Annotated in this window: 13 protein-coding genes; 1 reads left to right on the top strand and 12 read right to left on the bottom strand. The window is 72.1% G+C overall.

What is annotated here, in order from left to right; all coding sequences use genetic code 11:
* Nucleotides 1-284: 284 nt before the first annotated feature.
* The 11 genes from ACIQAK_RS23195 to ACIQAK_RS23145 form a co-directional block, all read right to left on the bottom strand.
* Nucleotides 285-1,142 carry a sugar phosphate isomerase/epimerase family protein gene (locus ACIQAK_RS23195; protein ID WP_366391353.1) on the bottom strand — a complete coding sequence of 286 codons (858 nt, stop codon included), beginning with the start codon at nucleotides 1,140-1,142 and terminating at the stop codon, nucleotides 285-287.
* Nucleotides 1,139-2,422 carry a UbiA family prenyltransferase gene (locus ACIQAK_RS23190; RefSeq protein WP_401848824.1) on the bottom strand — a complete coding sequence of 428 codons (1,284 nt, stop codon included), beginning with the start codon at nucleotides 2,420-2,422 and terminating at the stop codon, nucleotides 1,139-1,141. Before ACIQAK_RS23190 ends, ACIQAK_RS23195 begins: the two co-directional genes overlap by 4 nt.
* 158 nt (nucleotides 2,423-2,580) lie before the next feature.
* On the bottom strand, nucleotides 2,581-3,750 hold the full coding sequence (locus ACIQAK_RS23185; protein WP_366391352.1) for an inositol-3-phosphate synthase: 1,170 nt from the start codon (nucleotides 3,748-3,750) through the stop codon (nucleotides 2,581-2,583).
* A gap of 94 nt (nucleotides 3,751-3,844) precedes the next feature.
* A complete protein-coding gene (locus ACIQAK_RS23180; protein WP_366391351.1) occupies nucleotides 3,845-7,564 on the bottom strand; it encodes a ThuA domain-containing protein in 3,720 nt (1,239 codons plus the stop codon).
* 286 nt (nucleotides 7,565-7,850) lie between these two features.
* On the bottom strand, nucleotides 7,851-8,855 hold the full coding sequence (locus ACIQAK_RS23175; protein WP_366391350.1) for a sugar phosphate isomerase/epimerase family protein: 1,005 nt from the start codon (nucleotides 8,853-8,855) through the stop codon (nucleotides 7,851-7,853).
* A gap of 14 nt (nucleotides 8,856-8,869) precedes the next feature.
* The gene (locus ACIQAK_RS23170; protein ID WP_401848868.1) at nucleotides 8,870-10,024 is read right to left on the bottom strand and encodes a Gfo/Idh/MocA family protein; all 1,155 of its coding nucleotides are present in this window, start codon (nucleotides 10,022-10,024) and stop codon (nucleotides 8,870-8,872) included.
* A 149-nt stretch (nucleotides 10,025-10,173) separates the two neighbouring features.
* Complete coding sequence (locus tag ACIQAK_RS23165) at nucleotides 10,174-11,211, bottom strand: substrate-binding domain-containing protein (RefSeq protein WP_366391348.1); 1,038 nt, start codon at nucleotides 11,209-11,211, stop codon at nucleotides 10,174-10,176.
* Nucleotides 11,212-11,314: 103 nt separating this feature from the next.
* Nucleotides 11,315-12,370 carry an ABC transporter permease gene (locus tag ACIQAK_RS23160; RefSeq protein WP_366391347.1) on the bottom strand — a complete coding sequence of 352 codons (1,056 nt, stop codon included), beginning with the start codon at nucleotides 12,368-12,370 and terminating at the stop codon, nucleotides 11,315-11,317.
* Nucleotides 12,367-13,890, bottom strand: a complete 1,524-nt coding sequence (locus tag ACIQAK_RS23155) for a sugar ABC transporter ATP-binding protein (RefSeq protein ID WP_366391346.1) — start codon at nucleotides 13,888-13,890, stop codon at nucleotides 12,367-12,369. The genes ACIQAK_RS23160 and ACIQAK_RS23155 overlap by 4 nt, the downstream gene beginning before the upstream one ends.
* A gap of 412 nt (nucleotides 13,891-14,302) precedes the next feature.
* Entirely contained in the window at nucleotides 14,303-15,484 is a 1,182-nt protein-coding gene (locus ACIQAK_RS23150) for an ROK family transcriptional regulator (protein ID WP_366391345.1), read from the bottom strand.
* 137 nt (nucleotides 15,485-15,621) lie between these two features.
* Complete coding sequence (locus ACIQAK_RS23145; RefSeq protein WP_366391344.1) at nucleotides 15,622-16,581, bottom strand: beta-ketoacyl-ACP synthase III; 960 nt, start codon at nucleotides 16,579-16,581, stop codon at nucleotides 15,622-15,624.
* A gap of 268 nt (nucleotides 16,582-16,849) precedes the next feature.
* Between ACIQAK_RS23145 and fdhD the strand changes: the two genes are divergently transcribed.
* On the top strand, nucleotides 16,850-17,692 hold the full coding sequence (gene fdhD, locus ACIQAK_RS23140) for a formate dehydrogenase accessory sulfurtransferase FdhD (protein ID WP_366391343.1): 843 nt from the start codon (nucleotides 16,850-16,852) through the stop codon (nucleotides 17,690-17,692).
* A gap of 141 nt (nucleotides 17,693-17,833) precedes the next feature.
* Here fdhD and ACIQAK_RS23135 read toward each other — a convergent pair whose 3' ends face one another.
* Nucleotides 17,834-18,880, bottom strand: coding sequence for a bile acid:sodium symporter family protein (locus tag ACIQAK_RS23135; RefSeq protein WP_366391342.1), 1,047 nt, complete (start codon nucleotides 18,878-18,880; stop codon nucleotides 17,834-17,836).
* Between the last annotated feature and the right edge of the window lies 1 nt (nucleotide 18,881).

Raw genomic sequence — 18,881 nt, 5'->3', positions numbered from 1 at the left:
GGTGGCGGCCTCGGCGCGGAGGGCGTCAGACAGGGTGGCGGCCTCGGCGCGGGGGGCGTCAGACACGGTGGCGGCCTCGGCGCGGATGGCCTCGGCGCGGGGAGCCTCGGCGCGGGCGGCTTCGGCGCGGGGGGCGTCAGAGACGGTGGCGGGTTCGGCGCGGGCGGCTCCATCGTGCGCGACGGTCTCGCGGGCGGCCGCGTCCTGCGCGGCCTCGGTCAGGGCCTCGTCGAGCCAGGCGCGGGCGGTGTCGTCGAGTTCGGCGTCGAGTTCCTTGCGGGACTTCAGCACGGGGCTCCTCCCTTGGTCATGGCGTCACGCAGGAAGCCGATGGAGGTGCGGGCGAGCTCGGGGCCCGCGTGCGAGTGGCGGGGCAGTTCGACGACGGTGAGGCCCCGGTAGTCGGAGGCGGCGAGGGCCCTGAGCACGGGCGGGAAGTCGATCTCGCCGTCGCCGAACGGGAGGTGCTCGTGGACGCCGCGCCGCATGTCCTCGATCTGTACGTGCCGGAGCCAGGGGGCGGAGTCCTTGACGCAACTCGCGGGCGACGCCTCCTCCAGGCACTGGCAGTGGCCGATGTCGAGGGTGAGGCCGAGGGGGCCCGGGTCGCCGAGGAGGGCGCGGAGGTGGTGGAAGTCGGCGAGGGTGGCGAGGAGCTGACCGGGTTCGGGTTCGATGGCGAGGGGGATGCCCGTCCGGTCGGCGGCGTCGAGTACGGGGGTGATCGCTTCGGCCAGGCGCTTCCAGGCGGTGTCCGTCGAGGTGCCCGACGGGGTGATGCCGCTGAAGCAGTGCACGGCGTGCGCGCCGAGTTCGGCGGCCACGTCCACGGCACGCACGAGCAGCGCGGTGCGCGCGGCCCGGGCGTCGGGGCCTGGGTCGAGAAGGGAGGGGCCGTGCTTGCGGCGCGGGTCCAGGACATAGCGGGCACCGGTCTCGACGGTGACCCGGAGGCCGAGGGAGGTGAGCCGGCGCCGGACCTGGCGGGTGCGCTCGGCGAGATCCGGGGCCAGGGGGTCCAGGTGCATGTGGTCGAGCGTCAGGCCGACGCCCTCGTACCCGAGGTCGGCGAGGAGCCCGAGGGCGTCGTCGAGGCGGAGGTCGGTGAGCCCGTTGGTGCCGTATCCGAGGTGGAGGGTCATGTGAGGCTCACCTTCCGGGCGAGGCTGCGGGCCAGGGGGACGAGTGCCATGACGGCGAACCCGGAGGCGGGCGCTCCCGCATGGGCGGCGAGCGCGGCCTGGAGCGGGATCATCGCCCGGATTCCGCCGCCGACGGCCCGTTGGGTCAGGGACGGGGACGGGTTCAGGGCGGCGTGCAGGAGGGGTGGCCCGGCGGTACGGAGGTAGGCGCCGGTGAAGGTGGTGAGCAGTAGGGGGGTGAGGGTTGAGGCGGTGGGGCGGTGAGGGCGGCCCTCTCGGTACTCCCCCGGCCCGGTCAGGCCGATGCCACTCGCGCCGAGCCCTGGCGTGGCCGGTTCCCCCGGTCGCGGCCCCCGGTGTGCCGTGGCCGGCTCCCTCGGCCGCCACCCCCGGGGTGCCGCGAGCGCGATCGCGCCCAGCGTGGCCGTGGTGGCGAGGACCGCGAGCGGTACGGCGGTGGAGCCGCCCCGCGCCTCGTGGCGGGATACGGCGGTGACGCCGTAGGTGTGCGCCCCGAGCACCAGGGCGGCGGGGAGAGCGGCGGCCAGGGCGGCGAGCGGCGGACGGAGTGCGGAGGCAACGTTGTCGGGAGTGGTGGTGAGCGGTGCGGCCCTTCCGCGCGCCGGACGCTCGGTGCGTGGTCCGGGCCCCGGTCCCCTACCGGCATACACCGTCGCGGGCGGGAGCGGTGCGGCCCTTCCGCGCGCCGGACGCCCAGCGCGTGGTCCGGGCCCCGGTCCCCTACCGGCATACACCGTCGCCGCTGCCGTCACCGTCCCTGGTGCCGTCCTCGGCGCCATTGCGGTCGCCGTCCCCCGCCCCGTCGTCGCACCCGCACCCGCCGCCGTCGCCGTAGCCCCCAGCAGCAGGTCCAGGGAGCGGGCCGCCGCCATCGCCGCCGGGCCGGCCTTCGTGTGCTTCAGCCGGAGATCGTAGGCCCAGACCGTGGCCGCCAGGCCCGTGGCGACGGCCAGGGCAGGGCGGCCGGCCCGGGCCGCGAGGGCCAGGCCCGCCGCCGTCAGGACCCCGGCCGCGCCCAGGGCGGCCGGCGGGCTGATGCGGCCCGAGGGGATCGGCCGGTGCGGACGGTCGACGGCGTCCTCCTCCCGGTCCGCCCAGTCGTTGAGGGCCATCCCCGCCTCGTACAGGCAGAGCGAGGCGCCGATCGCGAACGCGGTGCCCCGGCCGGGACCGCGGCCCACCGCCGCGGCCCCCGCCAGAGCGTCACCCGGCACGGAGAACAGCGCGGAGACCCGGAACAGTTCGGTCCAGGCCCGCACCGCGTCCCCTCTCCCGCGGCCGGGGGACGGTGGATGCCTGTCCGGTGCGGGCGCAGTCCCACCCGTACCGGACAGGCCGTCTTGGAGTGCGTGGCCCCGAGCCCCCGAGGGCACCCGCAGGCCTGCCCCGAGCGCCGGCAGGAGCCGCAGCCGCCACCTCACGCCTGACCCCGCAGCCGCTCGGCGAAGGACAGCAAGGTGGCGTACTGCTCGGCGAGCGCGGCCGAGGTGCCGCCGTCCGGGTCCTTGAAGTAGAAGCCCAGTTCCGGGCGGGGGCCGCTGAGTCCCACCTCGTGGGAGCGGGCGAGCAGCCGGGCCAGGTCCAGGACCAGCGGGGCGGCGAGCGCCGAGTCGCAGCCCTGCCAGATGGTCTGCAGGACCATCCGGGAGCCGAGGAAGCCGTCGAAGGCGATGTGGTCCCAGGCCGTCTTCCAGTCCCCCATCGCCGGTACGTCGTCGATGTGGACCTCACCCTCGGGGGTGGTGCCGAACGTGTCGGTGAGGACGCGTTCCTTGCCGGCGTTCTTGGCGGCGGCCGCGGCCGGGTCGGCCAGCGCCGCCCCGTCCCCGCCGCCCAGCAGGTTCGCCCCGGACCAGGCCCGTACGGGCAGGGCGCGCTGGAGGAACATCGGGGCGAGTACGGAGCGGAGCAGCGTCTGGCCGGTCTTGCCGTCGCGTCCCGCGTGGGGAAGTCCGCAGTCGGCGACGGCGTCGGCCAGCGCGGGGGCGCGCAGGCCGGTCGAGGGGGTGAAATTGGCGTAGGGGCAGCCGGCCCGGAGCGCGGCGGCGGCGTAGAGGGAGCTGGCGGGGAGCCGGGGGTCGTCGGGGCGGGGGGCCGGCTCGGTGGAGGAGACGTTGATGACGACGGTGCGGGCCAGGTCGTGGCGGTGGGCGAAGTCGGTGAGGTCGGCGGCGAACGCGGCGATGAGTTCCTCGTCGGTGCGGGTGTCGCCGGGGAGCGGTCCGCCGGGGCGGATCTCGGCGTCGGCGGCGTCGAGTTCGGCGCGGACGGCGGCGGGGAGCCGGTGGGGCAGCACGCCGCCCTCGGCCAGCGCCTCGGCCCGTTTGGCGAGCGGGCAGTCCACGGTGTCGTGGCCGCCGAGGACCAGCGAGGTCAGGGGCGGCAGGCCGCTGTCGGCGAAGGGGGGCGTCTCGGTGACCATGCCGGTCGGCGGGTGGAGGCCCGCCGCGACGGCGGCGCACCCCGCGGTGGCGGTGGTGGCGACGGAGCCGCGCGCTCCGATGAACCAGACGCCGGTACGGCGGCCTGGCGTGTCGGTACGGTCCTGCGCTTCCGTACGGCCGGGACGATTGGCATGTGCGGTCACGGGCTGCCTCCCTGGGGGATGAAGAGGTGGAGGACGGCGGGCGGGGGGAAGGTGTGCGGGCTTCCCCCGCCCGTCGTCGGCAGAGGTGGCCGCCCTACGTCGAGGGCAGCTCCTTCAGGTGGATGTTGCGGAAGGACACCTGGTCGTCGGCTCCGTGGTTCTGGAGGCCGATGTAGCCGTCCGTCAGGCTGCGGGCCGGGTCGATGTTGGTGAAGTCGTTGATCTTCGCTCCGTTGAGGAAGACCTGCAGACGCTCGCCCTGGACCTTGATCTCGTAGCTGTTCCACTGCCCCGGCGGCCGCAGGACGCGGTCACGGGCCTTGATGTCGGCCGACTTGAACCCGTAAACGGCGCCCGTGGTGCGGTCGGCGGCGTCGGTGGCGTCGATCTGGATCTCGTAGCCCTTGTTCACCGCCGACCAGGGGTCGTTGGACTCCGGGAAGCCGACGAAGACACCGGAGTTGTCGTCGCCCGCCATCTTCCAGTCGAGCTTGAGCGAGTATGCCTTCAGCTCCTTGGCCTGATAGGTGAGCAGGCCCATGCCGCCCTCGGAGTGCAGGGCGCCGTCACGGACGGAGAACTTCCCCGGGCCGGCCTGCTTCCAGCCCTCCGGCGTCTTGCCGTTGAAGATCGGCCGGTAGTCCTTGTGGGGCTTGCAGTCGGCCTTGACCTGGCCGGTGGCGTAGCGCAGGCCGCCCGACAGGTGCCGGCGGAAGTCCGGTTCGGCGTAGGACTCCTTGGTGTGGCCGAGTCCGGTGTAGAAGGAGCGGCCGCCCTGGTAGGTCTGGCACCAGGAGATCGGGTGGTCGCCCTTCATGGTGCCGCCGGTGTAGGTGGTCTCGTCCAGGGTGGCCAGCACCTTGGCCTGGTCCCGGGGGTTGGTGCGGTAGTTGTACCACTCGTCGGTGCGCTGCCACTCCTCGTCCAGGTGCGCGGTGGCCGGATGGTCGTGGTCCTCGACACGGATGGTGGCGGGCTGGATCCGCGGGTGCGAGGCGAAGTGGGCGCCGACGAGGCCGCCGTAGAACTCCCAGTCGTACTCGGTGTCGGCGGCCGCGTGGATGCCGACGTAACCGCCGCCGGTGGCCACGTAGTTCTCGAACGCCTTCTGCTGTTCGGCGTTGAGGACGTCACCGGTGGTGGAGAGGAAGGCGACGGCGTCGTAGCGGGCGAGGTTGCTGGTGGTGAACTGGGCGGCGGACTCGGTGGAGTCGACCGTGATGTCGGTGTCCTCGCCGATCTCCTTCAGTGCGGCGATGCCGGCCGGGATCGAGTCGTGGCGGAAGCCGGCGGTCTTGGCGAAGACCAGGACGCGCTTGGCGGTCCTGTCGACCGGGCTGTCGGACAGCTCGAAGTCGTCGATGTCGTAGAGCGCTCCGTCGCCGCCCTTGAAGACGAGGAAGAGCTGGGTCTGCTTCTTCGGCGCTCCGCGCAGGGGGATGTCGATGTCCTGGAAGGTGTCCCAGCCGCCGGTCACCGGGACCGGTCCGGAGCCGAGGATCTTGCCGGTGGGCGATCCGGTGCGCACTTCGAGGAAGCCGCCGGAGCCGGCCGACGAGATGCGGGCGGTGAGCTTGGTGGTGCCGGCGAGGACGTAGGAGTCGAAGGAGATCCAGTCGTCGTTGTGGATGTCGCCGACGGCCTTGCCGCCGTGCGCGCTGGACTTGTTCGGGGTGGTGACGCCAAAGGAGCCGTCGAAGTGCTCGGCCTGCCGGTGCCGGGGCTGGAGCCGGGAGGTGTCCTTGCCGGTCAGCTTGGCCTGGCCGCCACCGCCGTTGTCGGTGTAGGAGGCCGAAATACCGCCGTAGATGTTGGCGCTGGGGTCGTGGCCGCCTTCCATGGCGGTCTTGATGGTGCCTTCGCAGCCGTGCTCGGTGGTGATGTCGTGGCCGTGGCTGTCGTGGCCCAGGGTGAACTTGACCTCGACCTTGGTGCAGTCGATGGTGCCGTCCTCCGGGTCCCTGACGTTCACCTTGAACGGCACGGAGTCACCGAACTCGAAGAGCCGGCCGTCCTCGGGGAGCACCAGCTCCACGGAGGGCGCGGTGTTGCCCACCGTGACGTGGACGCTGGCCGAGCCGGTGCGGCCGGTCGGGTCCTTCGCGGTGAGGGTGGCGGTGTAGGTGCCGTTCTTCTTGTACGTGTACGTGGGATCGGCGGCGGTGGAGGTTCCGCCGTCCCAGAAGTCCCAGGAGTACGTCAACGGGTCGCCATCGCCGTCCGCGGTGCCGGCCGAGGAGAACTTCACCTTCAGGGGCGCGGTGCCGGAGGTCTTGTTCGCCGAGGCCTCTGCGATGGGTGAGCGGCCTCCGGTGGCGTTCTCGATGCGGTAGAGCGCGGAGTTCTCGTCGCCGCCGAACCAGGCGAGGCCGTAGTCCAGGACGTAGAGCGCCCCGTCCGGCCCGAAGGCCATGTCCATGATCTGCGTACCGGACCACGGCACGTCGTTGACGGACTGGACGGCGCCGTCCGCGTCCTGCTCGATGCGCTTGATCCACTTGCGGCCGAACTCACCGGCGAAGAAGTCGCCGTCGTAGGCCTCGGGGAACTTGACCGGGGAGTCGAGGTCCGCGTCGTAGCGGTAGACCGGTCCGCCCATCGGGGACTCGGAGCCGGTGCCGAACTCGGGCACCGAGCCGCCGTCGTACGGGATCCAGGCGGCCTCGGCCGGGGGCAGGTCGACAAGTCCGGTGTTGTGCGGCGACTGGTTCTTCAGGTCGGCGCAGTCGAAGGCGGCGCCGGAGGCCTTGGAGGCGAAGTCGTAGTCCCGGTACGGCTCGTTCTCGCCGACGCAGAAGGGCCAGCCGACGTTGCCGGCCTTCGTCACCCGGGCGAACTCCACCTTGCCGGCGGGCCCGCGCTGCGGGTCGGCCGCGCCGGCGTCGGGGCCGTAGTCACCGACGTACACGATGCCGGTGGCCCGGTCGACGGAGAAGCGGAACGGGTTGCGGAAGCCCATCGCGTAGATCTCGGGGCGCGCCTTGTCCGTGCCGGGCTCGAAGAGGTTGCCCTCGGGGACGGTGTAGGAGCCGTCCTCGGCGACCTTGATGCGCAGGATCTTGCCGCAGAGGTCGTTGGTGTTGACGGAGGTGCGCCGGGCGTCGAACGCCGGGTTGCGGTCGGGGCGTTCGTCGATCGGGGTGAAGCCGTCGGAGGCGAAGGGGTTGGTGTCGTCGCCGGTGGACAGGTAGAGGTTCCCGTCCTTGTCGAAGTCGATGTCGCCGCCGACGTGGCAGCGGATGCCGCGCGAGGTGGGGACGTCCAGGACCTTCTTCTCGCCGGCGGTGTCGAGCGTGCCGTCCTCGTCGAGGACGAAGCGGGACAGCCGGTTGACGCCCTCGAACCTGGCGAAGTCGGCGGCGGTGCCGGTCTCGGGGGCGTCACCCGCCGGGGTGTTCAACGGGGGTGCGTAGAAGGGGTAGATGGCCCGGTTCTCGGTGAAGTCGGGGTCGACGCCGACGCCTTGGATGCCTTCCTCGTCGTGCGTGTACACGGGGAGGGTGCCGGAGACCTTGGTGTTGCCGGCGCTGTCGGTGATCCGCAGTTCGCCGTTGCGCGAGGTGTGCAGCACGCTGCGGTCGGGGAGGACCGCGAGCGACATGGGCTCGCCGGTCTCCTCCGCGCCCTTGGCGAGGGTGACCTGCTGGAAGTCCTCCGCCACGGGCTCGTCGTGGCCCGGGTGACCGGGGTGGGCGGTGGCGCCGGGGGCGGAGCCGAGGGTCAGGGTCGCGGCGGTGAGGAGGCCGCCGGTGAACAGCGCGAGCGATGTACGGACGCGGGTCCGGGCCAGGAGCCGCTTTCTGGTTCGGTGCACGTAGGTCCTCCGGGGAGTGCCGGTTGTACGGGCGGGTGTAGCTGCCGTGCCGCGCGGGGACTGCCGCGCGTGCCTCACCGGAGACGGGAGCGACCCCGGTGACGCGAGTCATGTCGTGTACACGTGGTGGACGGTAGACCTGTTCGTCCGGGACGGAAAGCCCTTGTGCGACGGTTGGGTCGAACTTCTGCTTCCGCCAGGACAAAGGGGTTTGCGGGCAGCGCGAGGCGGCCCCGGGGGCTGGGGCGCGTGGTGCGGATCAGGCCCCCGGGTCTCGACCGCCGTGCTATTCGCCGCCGCCGAAGGCCGCGTCGAAGGAGGCCGAGGGCGGGTCGAAGTCGAACCGCTTGAGGCTGGCAAGCGCTTCCGGAGCGCCGGTCAGCCGGTCCATGCCCGCGTCCTCCCACTCCACGGAGATCGGGCCCTCGTAGCCGATGGACCGGAGCATCCGGAAGACGTCCTCCCAGGGCACATCACCGTGGCCGGCCGAGACGAAGTCCCAGCCGCGCCGGGGGTCGCCCCACGGCAGGTGCGAGCCGAGCCGGCCGTTGCGGCCGTCGAGGCGTTTGCGGGCCTCCTTGCAGTCCACGTGGTAGATCCGGTCCCGGAAGTCGTAGAGGAAGCCGACCGGGTCGAGGTCCTGCCAGACGAAGTGGCTGGGGTCGAAGTTCAGCCCGAACGCGGGCCGGTGGTCGACCGCTTCGAGGGCGCGCTTGGTGGTCCAGTAGTCGTACGCGATCTCGCTGGGGTGCACCTCGTGGGCGAAGCGCACCCCCTCGGCGTCGAAGACGTCCAGGATCGGGTTCCAGCGCTCGGCGAAGTCCTCGTAGCCCCGCTCGATCATGTGCGGCGGGACCGGCGGGAACATCGCGACCAGGTGCCAGATCGAGGAGCCGGTGAACCCGATGACCGTGTCGATGCCGAAGGCGGCGGCGGCCTGGGCGGTGTCCGCCATCTCGGCGGCGGCCCGCTGCCGTACGGCCTCGGCCTCGCCGTCGCCCCAGATGCGGGCGGGCAGGATGCCCTGGTGGCGTTCGTCGATCGGACTGTCGCAGACGGCCTGGCCGACGAGGTGGTTGGAGATGGCGAAGCACTTCAGCCCGTACTTGTCGAGCAGTTGGTGCCTGCTGTCCAGGTATCCGGGGTCGGCGAGCGCCTTGTCCACCTCGAAGTGGTCTCCCCAGCAGGCGAGTTCGAGGCCGTCGTAGCCGAAGTCCCTGGCGTGGCGGCAGACCTCCTCCAGCGGGAGGTCGGCCCACTGGCCGGTGAACAGGGTGAAGGGGCGGGGCATGGGGCGACTGCCTCCTAGGACGAGGGGACCGGAGTGTGTACGGAGTTCTTGGCGGCGCTCTCCTCGACGGCGGCGAGCACCCGCTGCACCTGGAGGCCGTCCACGAACGAGGGCCGGGGCGGGAGGCCTTCGGCGATCGCGCGGACCACGTCACGGGCCTGGTGGACGAAGGTGTGCTCGTAGCCGAGGGCGTGGCCCGGCGGCCACCAGGCCTCCAGGTAGGGGTGTTCGGGTTCGGTGACCAGGATGCGGCGGAAGCCGGCGGTGGCGGCGGGCTCGGTGTGGTCGTGGAAGGAGAGTTCGTTGAGCCGCTCCAGGTCGAAGGCGAGCGAGCCCAGCTCCCCGTTGATCTCCAGCCGCAGCGCGTTCTTGCGCCCGGCCGCCATCCGGGTCGCCTCGAAGGAGGCCAGCGCCCCGGAGGCGAGGCGCCCGGTGAAGATCGCCGCGTCGTCCACCGTCACCTCGCCCCGCGCCACCGCGTCCGCCCCGCCGGAGAGCCCGGCCGACGCACCCGAGAGCAGGGGCCGCTCCCGTACGAAGGTCTCCGCCACCGCCGACACCCCGGTCAGCAGCTCCCCCGCCAGGTACTGGGCGAGGTCGACGATGTGCGCACCCAGGTCGCCCAGCGCGCCCGAGCCGGCGTGTTCGCGCTTGAGCCGCCAGGTGAGCGGGGAGGCCGGGTCGACCAGCCAGTCCTGGAGGTAGCTGGCGCGTACATGGCGCAGGGCGCCGAGGCGGCCGTCCGCGATGAGCTGCCGGGCGTAGGTGATGGCGGGCACCTTGCGGTAGTTGAAGCCCACGATCGCCATCTGGCCCCGGGCCTGCGCCGCCTCGGCGGCGCGGACCATCGCCTCCGCCTCGGCGACCGTGTTGGCGAGCGGCTTCTCGCACAGCACGTGCTTGCCCGCCTCCAGAGCGGCGATGGCGATCTCCGCATGGCTGTCGCCGGGGGTGCAGATGTCGATCAGCTGCACGTCGTCCCGGGCGATCAGCGCCCGCCAGTCGGTCTCCGCCGCCGCCCAGCCGTGCCGGGCGGCGGCGGCGTCGACCGCCGCACGGTCGCGTCCGCAGATCGCGGCGAGAGCAGGCCGCACCGGCAGGTCGAAGACGTGTCCCGCGGTGCGCCACCCCTGGGAGTGGGCGGCGCCCATGAACGCGTATCCGACCATGCCGACCCCGAGCGTTCCCCGCGCCTGCTGCGGCGGCGGTGGCGCGGTCTGCGTGTGCGTCTCTTGACTACGGGCCATGCGGACTTCCTCCTCGTCGGTGTGCGGTAACGGGCCGGGGGACGCGCTCGCCGCATCCCCCTCGGACCCGGTCAGTTGAAGCCCGTCGGCAGGTACTGGTCGATGTTGTCCTTGGTCACGACCGCGGAGTACAGGGTCAGGGAGGTCGGGATCTCCATCTCGGAGAGGCCGCTGATGCCCTTGCTCTGGCCGAGCGCCCGCGCCAGGTCGATGGCGGAGGCGGCCATCGTCGGCGGGTAGAGGACGGTCGCCTTGATGACCGAATTGTCGGCCTTGATGGCGTCCATGGCGGACTTGGCACCGGCGCCGCCGACCATGATGAACTCGTCGCGGCCCGCCTGCTGGATGGCGCGCAGCGCGCCCACGCCCTGGTCGTCGTCGTGGTTCCACAGGGCGTCGAACCGCTTCTCCGCTTGGAGGAGTTGGGCCATCTTCGCCTGGCCCGACTCGACGGTGAAGTCGGCGGCCTGACGGGCCACCAGCTTGATGCCGGGGTAGTTCTTGAGCGCGTCGGCGAAGCCCTGGCTGCGCTGCCTGGTCAGCTCCAGGTTGTCGATGCCGGCGAGCTCGACGACTTTGGCGTTGGCCTTGCCCTTGAGCTGTTCGCCGATGTAGTGACCGGCGTTGAGGCCCATGCCGTAGTTGTCGCCGCCGACCCAGCACCGGTAGGCCTGCGGGGAGGCGAAGACGCGGTCCAGGTTGACGACGGGGATGCCCGCCTCCATCGCCTCCAGACCGACCTGGGTGAGCGCCTTGCCGTCGGCGGGAAGGATGACAAGGACGTCGACCTTCTTGTTGATCAGGGTTTTGACCTGCCCGATCTGGGCGGCGGTGTCATTGGAGCCCTCGGTGATCTCCAGCGTCACCTCGGAGTACTTCTCGGCCCGGGACTTGGCGTTCACGTTGATGGCGTTGAGCCAGCCGTGGTCGGCCTGCGGTCCGGCGAAGCCGATGGTGACGGGCTTGCCCGGCTTGTCGTCGGCGGCGGGCCGGCTGTCGCCCGCGGGCTCGGCGTTCTTCGGCTCGTTGCTGGTGCAGGCGGTGAGGAGCGCGCCCGCGGAGAGGGCGGTGGCTCCGAACAGCAGCCCTCTGCGGCTGGTTTCTGGCATGGCGGTGGGACCCTTCATCCGGTGGGTTGCGTACGACGTGCGGTTGCGCAGCGGCGAACTGCTCAGGTCTCGCCGCCGCGCAGGGTGCGGAGCGGCGAACTGCTCAGGTCTCGCCGCCGCGCAGGGTGCGGCGCTGGACGAGGACGGCGGCCACGATGATGGCGCCCTTGGCGATCTGCTGGACGTCGCTCTGCAGGTTGTTGAGCGCGAAGATGTTGGTGATCGTCGTGAAGACGAGGACACCGAGGACGGAGCCGACGATGGTGCCGCGGCCGCCGCTGAGCAGGGTGCCCCCGATGATTGATGCGGCGATGGCGTCGAGCTCGTACAGGTTGCCGTTGGTGTTCTGGCCGGAGCCGGAGAGCACGACCAGCATGAAGGCGGCGATGCCGCAGCACAGCCCGGAGAGCACGTAGAGGTACAGGCGCTGGCGGCGGACGTCGATCCCGGCGAGCCGGGCGGCCTCCGCGTTGCCGCCGACGGCGACCGTGCGGCGGCCGAAGGTGGTGCGGTTGAGGATCAGCCAGCCGATGACGGTGACCGCGGCGAACATGATGACCAGCGGCGGGATCCCGAGGATGTAGGAGTCCGGCAGGCCCAGGTCCAGGACCGGGTCGACGGTGACGATCTGGGTCTTGCCGTCGGTGATCTGGAGGGCGAGGCCGCGCGCCGAGGCGAGCATGGCGAGGGTGGCGATGAACGGGACCATGCCCCCGTACGCGATGAGCACGCCGTTCACCAGTCCGGCGGCGAGGCCGACGACCACGGCGGTGGAGGCGATGCCCGCGAAGCCGTACTCCTGGGTGGCCAGGGTCGTCGCCCAGACCGAGGCGAGGGCGACCATCGCCCCGACGGAGAGGTCGATGCCGCCGCTGGTGATGACGAAGGTCATGCCGACGGTGACGACTCCGATGACGGAGGCCTGGGTCAGGATCAGCTGGAGGTTCCCGGTGTCCAGGAACGCGTCCGGTTCGGTGATGCCGCCGACCAGGACGAGGGCGGCGAGGACGCCGAGCAGGGACAGGGTCCGGACGTCGAACCGCGGACCGAGTCCGGGTCGGCCACCGCCGGCCGTCTTCGACGGGGGCGGGTCGGCGGGGCCGGTGAGGACCCCCTTGTCCGGCCCGTTGTGCTGCGCCGAGGGGGCGGGCTGTGTCATGGCGTCGGGCTCCCTTCCATCACGAGGTCGAGTACGCGGTGCTCGTCGAGCTCCTGGGCGGGGGCCGTGTGGACCACGTGTCCCTCCCGGAGCACCAGCACCCGGTCGGCGAGGCCCAGGACTTCGGGCACTTCACTGGAGACGAGCAGGACGGCGAGGCCTTCGTCGGCCAGCCGGCGGATCACGGCGTAGAGCTCGGCGCGGGCGCCGACGTCCACGCCGCGGGTGGGTTCGTCGAGCAGCAGGACCCGGCAGCCGCGCAGCAGCCAGCGGGCGAGGACGGCCTTCTGCTGGTTGCCGCCGGAGAGGGTGCGGATCGGGGTGTCCGGGTTGTCCGGCCGCAGCGAGAGCTCGCGGGTGGCCCGCCGCGCGGACCGCCGCTCGCCGCCCCGGTCGATCCAGCCCACCCGGGCGAACCGGGAGAGTGAGGAGACGGAGACGTTACGGGTGACGGACTCGGTCATCAGCAGGGCCTGGGCCTTGCGCTCCTCGGGGGCGAGGCCGATCCCGGCGGCGACGGCGGCGCGGACGCTGCCGGGGCGGAGCCGCTTGCCCGCGACGGTGACGGTTCCGGTGCTCGCCTTGCGGGCACCGTAGATCGTCTCCAGGATCTCCGAGCGGCCGGAGCCGACGAGTCCGGCGAGACCGACGATCTCGCCGGGCCGCAGTTTCAGGTCGACGGGGGCGAACTCGCCCTTGCGGGAGAGACCTTGGACCCGGAGTACGGGCTCGGTGGTGTTCGCGGCGGCCTCGTCGGGGCGCGGCGGGAAGACGTACTCGACATCTCGGCCGGTCATCATGGCAACGATGTCGCGTGTCGGGGTGTCGGCGGCGGGCAGCCCCACCGCGACGGCCCGGCCGTCCTTGAGCACGGTGACCCGGTCGCCGATGCGGCGGATCTCCTCCAGCCGGTGCGAGATGTAGACGACGGCGACCCCGTCGGCGGTCAGGCCGTCGACGATCCGGAAGAGATTGTCGACCTCGTCGGGGTCGAGCGCGGCGGAGGGCTCGTCCATCACGATGAGCTGTACGTCGTGGGAGAGCGCCCGCGCCATCGAGACGATCTGCTGCTGGGCGGCGGAGAGGTCCCCGACCGGCCGCGCGGGGTCGATCTCCGGGTGACCGAGCCGGGCCAGGAGCGCTCTCGCCGCGAGACGCCCCTCCCCCGTACGGACGATGAAGCCGGCGCTGGTCGGTTCGTGGCCGAGGAAGACGTTCTCGGCGACCGACAGCCCCTGGACCAGGTCGAGTTCCTGGTAGATCGTGGCAATTCCCAGGCGCATGGCGGCGATCGGGGACTTCAGCCGGGCGGCCTCGCCGCGCCAGGTGATCTCGCCGTCGTCGGGCTGGTGGGCCCCGGCGAGCACCTTGATGAGGGTGGACTTGCCCGCGCCGTTCTGGCCGAGGAGGCAGTGGACCTCGCCGGCCTGGACCTCCAGGTCGACGCCGTCCAGGGCGCGCACGCCGGGGAAGGACTTGGTGATGCCGGACATGGTGAGCAGGGGTGGTTCTGGTGCCATGACGAATCCCCTCGGCGAATGGGGTCTCCCCGGCCGGGTGGGTGCCGGGCGTTCGGGGAGGGCCGGTGAGCGGGCAGGGCGCAGGGCTGGAGGTGCCGTGGAGCCGGCGGCACCGGGAGCGGCTGCTGACCAGCGGTACGTGACGAGTACCTGACCAAAGCGGTGGTGCGTACGGGTGGTGGACGGTGATGCGTACGGTGCCGGGGCGGTGCGGGTGCGGGTGCGGGTGTGATGACGATGCGGGTCGTGCGGGGTGCGGTGGGTCGTGCGGGGTGCGGTGGCTCGTGCGTGGCGGAATGGGTCGTGCGGGGCGGAATGGGTCGTGCGGGGCCGAATGGGTCGTGCGGGGCCGAATGGGTCGTGCGGGGCGTGGTGGCTCGTGCGGGTGTGGCCGGGGCGCGTGTCGGTGCGGTCAGGCCGGGGAGAAGAGGTGGTCGCTGATGAGGCGGGCCGCGCCGATCACTCCGGCGGTGGGGCCCAACTCGCCCAGCACGATGGGGAGGTTGCCGGTGGCCAGGGGCAGGGACTGCCGGTAGACCTGGGTGCGGACACTGGCGAGGAGGTTGTGACCGAGGCCGGTGACCCCGCCGCCGATCACCACCAGACCGGGATTGAAGAAGCTGACCAGGCTCGCTATGACCTGGCCGAGCCGGTTGCCGCCTTCGCGGATCAGGTCGAGTGCGGCCGCGTCCCCGGCCGCCGCGGCGGCGGCCACGTCGGCGGCGGTGAGGCGGCCTGCCGCCTCCAGCCGGACCGCGAGCTCGGGCGAGCGGCCCTCACGGGCCGCGTCCTCCGCGTCGCGGGCCAGGGCGGCCCCGCTGAAGTGGGCTTCCAGGCAGCCCTTGTTGCCGCAGGCACAGGCCCGGCCGTGCGGCTCCACCTGGATGTGCCCGATGTCCCCCGCGCTGCCCGTCGTACCCCGGTAGACCTCACCGCCGACGACGATCCCGCAGCCGATACCCGTACCGATCTTGACGCACAGGAAGTCGCCCACGGAGCGGGCGACGCCCGCGTGCTGCTCCCCCATCGCCATGAGGTTCACGTCGTTGTCGACCATGACGGGGCAGCCCAGGTCCTGGCTGAGGGCCTCGCGGACCGGGAACCCGTCCCAGCCGGGCATGATCGGCGGCGCGACCGGTACGCCTTCGGGGAAGCGGACGGGGCCCGGGACCCCGATGCCCGCGCCGTCGAAGCCCTCCGCGAGGCCGGAGGCCCGGAGCTTGGCGGCCATCGCCAGGACCTGCTCGAAGACCGCGACGGGCCCCTCGCGTACGTCCATCGGCTGGTTGAGGTGTCCCAGTACCTCCAACTCCGCGTTGGTGACGGCCACATCGATGGAGGTGGCGCCGATGTCGACCCCGAGGAACCGGAGTTCGGGGGCGATCCGGATGTTGTGCGAGCGGCGCCCGCCACGGGATGCGGCGAGTCCGTCGGCCACCACCAGGCCGGTCTCCAGCAGCCGGTCCACCTCGACGGCGAGCTTGGAGCGCGACAGGTCGACCTGATCACCCAGTTGTGCACGGGAGTTGGGACCCCCGTCACGCAACAGTCGGAGCAACCGCGCCTGATGCGTGTTCGCGGGTCGTGCCGTCATACGTCTCACGCGTCCCTCCCCGCCACATCCGGCCAGTCCGTCGGGCTTTCGAGGGGAACGTAGCAGCGCTTTCCCGGAGTGGGAAGAAGTTGCGCAGGAATCCGCCCCAACTTTCTCCACACTCAGGACAAAGATGGTCAGGGGCAGCGGATGACCTGTCCGGCGTACGAGAGGTTCCCACCGAAACCGAACAGCAGTATGGGCGCGCCGGAGGCGACCTCACCCCGCTCGACGAGCTTGGAGAGCGCCATCGGGATGGAGGCGGCGGAGGTGTTGCCGGAGTCCACCACGTCCCGCGCGATGACCGCGTTGACCGCGCCGATCTTCCGGGCGACGGGTTCGATGATGCGCAGGTTGGCCTGGTGCAGCACGACGGCGGCCAGGTCCTCCGGGGCGATGCCCGCCTTCTCGCAGACCTTGCGGGCGATCGGGGGCAGCTGGGTCGTGGCCCAGCGGTAGACGGACTGCCCCTCCTGCGCGAAGCGCGGCGGCGTCCCCTCGATCCGTACGGCGTTGCCCATCTCCGGCACCGACCCCCACAGCACCGGCCCGATCCCCGGGCCACCCGGGGTGTCGGGGGCGGACGGGCCGGCGGTGACGACGGCGGCGCCGGCGCCGTCGCCGAGCAGGACGCAGGTGGTGCGGTCGGTCCAGTCCGCGATGTCGCCCATCTTGTCGGCGCCGATGACCAGCGCCCGGGTCGCCGCCCCGGCCCGGATGGTGTGGTCGGCGACGGCCAGGGCGTGGGTGAAGCCCGAGCAGACCACGTTGATGTCCATCACGGCGGGCGACCCCATACCGAGCCGCGCCGCGACCCGCGCCGACATGCTCGGGGACCGGTCGATCGCCGTGGAGGTGGCCACCAGGACCAGATCGATGTCCGCGGGCTCAAGACCGGCGGCGGCCAGCGCCTTGGCACCCGCGTGCGCGGCCAGCTCGTCGACCGGCTCGTCCGGGCCGCCCACATGTCGGGTCTTGATGCCGACCCGGCTCGTGATCCACTCGTCGCTCGTGTCGACCATGGCCGCCAGGTCGTCGTTGGTGAGCACCTTGGCGGGCTGATAGTGGCCGAGCGCCACGACACGTGAGCCGGTCATACGGGTTCCCATCGTTGGGTAGGGCTTTGGGTAGGACTTTGGGTAGGGAAGAAAATCCAGTCTTGGTCGCTACCGACCAGTACACGGGCACGTGATCCCACAGGAATCCGGCCCACACGTTGGAGCATTGACAACAGTCCGGCCCCCGTGCTGCTCCGTGCCGCTCCCGCTGGGACAGGGTGGTGCGTGTGCAGGACAATGACGGGGCCAGGCTTCGGCCCCATCCACGGCCACCAGCTCCGCACACCGACAGATCGGGTTCAGCCTCATGGGACGGGTCACCGAGCGCCGCCGCACCCTCCGCATCCGGGACGGTGCCGTCTCCTCCCGCGCCGACACGCTCGTCGCGGAGGAGCCCCTGGAGATCCGGCTGAACGGAAAGCCGCTGGCCATCACCATGCGTACGCCGGGTGACGACTTCGCGCTGGCCGCCGGGTTCCTGGTGAGCGAGGGCGTGATCGCCGAGGGCGAGGAGGTGCGGTCGATCGTCTACTGCGCCGGGGCGAGTGCCGACGGTGGGAACACGTACAACGTGGTGGACGTGCAGCTCGCGCCCGGTGTCCCGGTCCCCGACATCACGCTGGAGCGGAACGTCTACACCACCTCCTCGTGCGGCCTGTGCGGAAAGGCGAGCCTGGACGCGGTACGCACCACCACCCGGCACCCGGTCGGCGACACTCCCCCGGTTCGCGTCACGCCCGGCCTGCTCGCCGCCCTCCCGGACCGGCTGCGGGCCGCGCAGAAGGTGTTCGACCGGACCGGTGGCCTGCACGCGGCGGCCCTCTTCTCCGAGGAGGGCGAGCTGCTCGACGTCCGGGAGGACGTGGGGCGGCACAACGCGGTCGACAAGCTGGTGGGCCGGGCGCTGACGGACGGGCGGCTGCCCCTGTCGCGTGCGGTGCTGCTGGTCTCGGGGCGGGCCTCGTTCGAGCTGGCGCAGAAGGCGGTGATGGCCGGCATCCCGGTGCTGGCGGCGGTCTCGGCGCCGTCCTCGCTGGCGGTGGACCTGGCGTCGGAGAGCGGACTGACCCTGGTGGGGTTCCTGCGGGGCCCGTCGATGAACGTGTACGCGGGTGAGCACCGGATCGCGCTGGAGGCGGGGGTCCACTGACGGGCTCGGCGGCTCCCGGGCCGACTGTCACGGACCCGAGTGGCCCCGGCCCACTCCCCCGCGGACCCCGTCGGCCGCGGTCGGCGGCTACGGGGTCACCGTGACCGCCGGGTGGGACACCGGCCCGGCGTCCGTCGGCGGCTACGGGGTCACCGTGACCGCCGGGTGGGACACCGGCCCGGCGTCGGAGTCCTCCGGGCCACGTGCCGGCTCCGGGTCGCGGGAGCGGCGCCTGGCGATGACCGCGCAGACCATCAGCTGCATCTGGTGGAAGAGCATCAGCGGCAGCACGGCGAGGCTCGCGTGCGCCCCGAACAGCACGCTCGCCATCGGCAGCCCCGCCGCCAGGCTCTTCTTCGATCCGGCGAACTGGATGGCGATCCGGTCCTCCCGGTCGAAGCCGAGCCGCCGTGCCCCGTACCAGGTCAGCGTCAGCATCAGGGCCAGCAGGACCGCCTCGGCGCCGAGCAGGGCGGCCAGCCGGGCAGGGGTGACCCGGTGCCAGACGCCGGCGGCCATGCCCACGCTGAACGCGGTGTAGACGACCAGCAGGATGGAGCCGCGGTCCACCAGCCCGAGCACCTTCTTGTGGCGGGTCAGGAAACCGCCGACCCAGCGGCGCAGGAACTGTCCGGCGAGGAACGGCACCAGCAGCTGGAGCGCGATCCTCAGCAGCGAGTCCGCCGAGAACCCGCCGCCGGTGGAGCCGAGCAGCAGTGCGGCGAGCAGCGGGGTCAGGAAGATCCCGATAAGGCTGGAGAAGGACCCGGCGCAGATCGCGGCCGGCACGTTGCCCCGGGCGATCGAGGTGAACGCGATCGAGGACTGGATCGTCGACGGCACCAGGCACAGGAAGAGGAAGCCGGCCTGGAGCTCGGACGTCAGCACGTACGGGACCAGGCCCCCGCTCGCCAGTCCCAGCAGCGGGAACACGAGAAAGGTGCAGGCCAGGACGGTGAGGTGGAGCCGCCAGTGCTTCAGCCCGTCGAGCGCCTCGGCCGTCGAGAGACGGGACCCGTAGAGGAAGAAGAGCAGGGCGACCGCTCCGGTGGAGGCCCCGCCCGCCACGTCGGCGGCGGACCCGCGGGCCGGCAGCAGCGCGGCGAGGACGACCGTGCCGATCAGCGCCAGGACGTACGCGTCGACTGGCGGCCAGGACGGCAGGGTGAGGGTGCGGCGGCGGCTCATG

It is taken from the genome of Streptomyces sp. NPDC088706 (assembly GCF_044752765.1).
Lineage (GTDB): Bacteria > Actinomycetota > Actinomycetes > Streptomycetales > Streptomycetaceae > Streptomyces.
The sequence above is the reverse complement of the archived record's forward strand: the minus strand, read 5'-3'. Positions and strand labels throughout refer to the sequence as shown.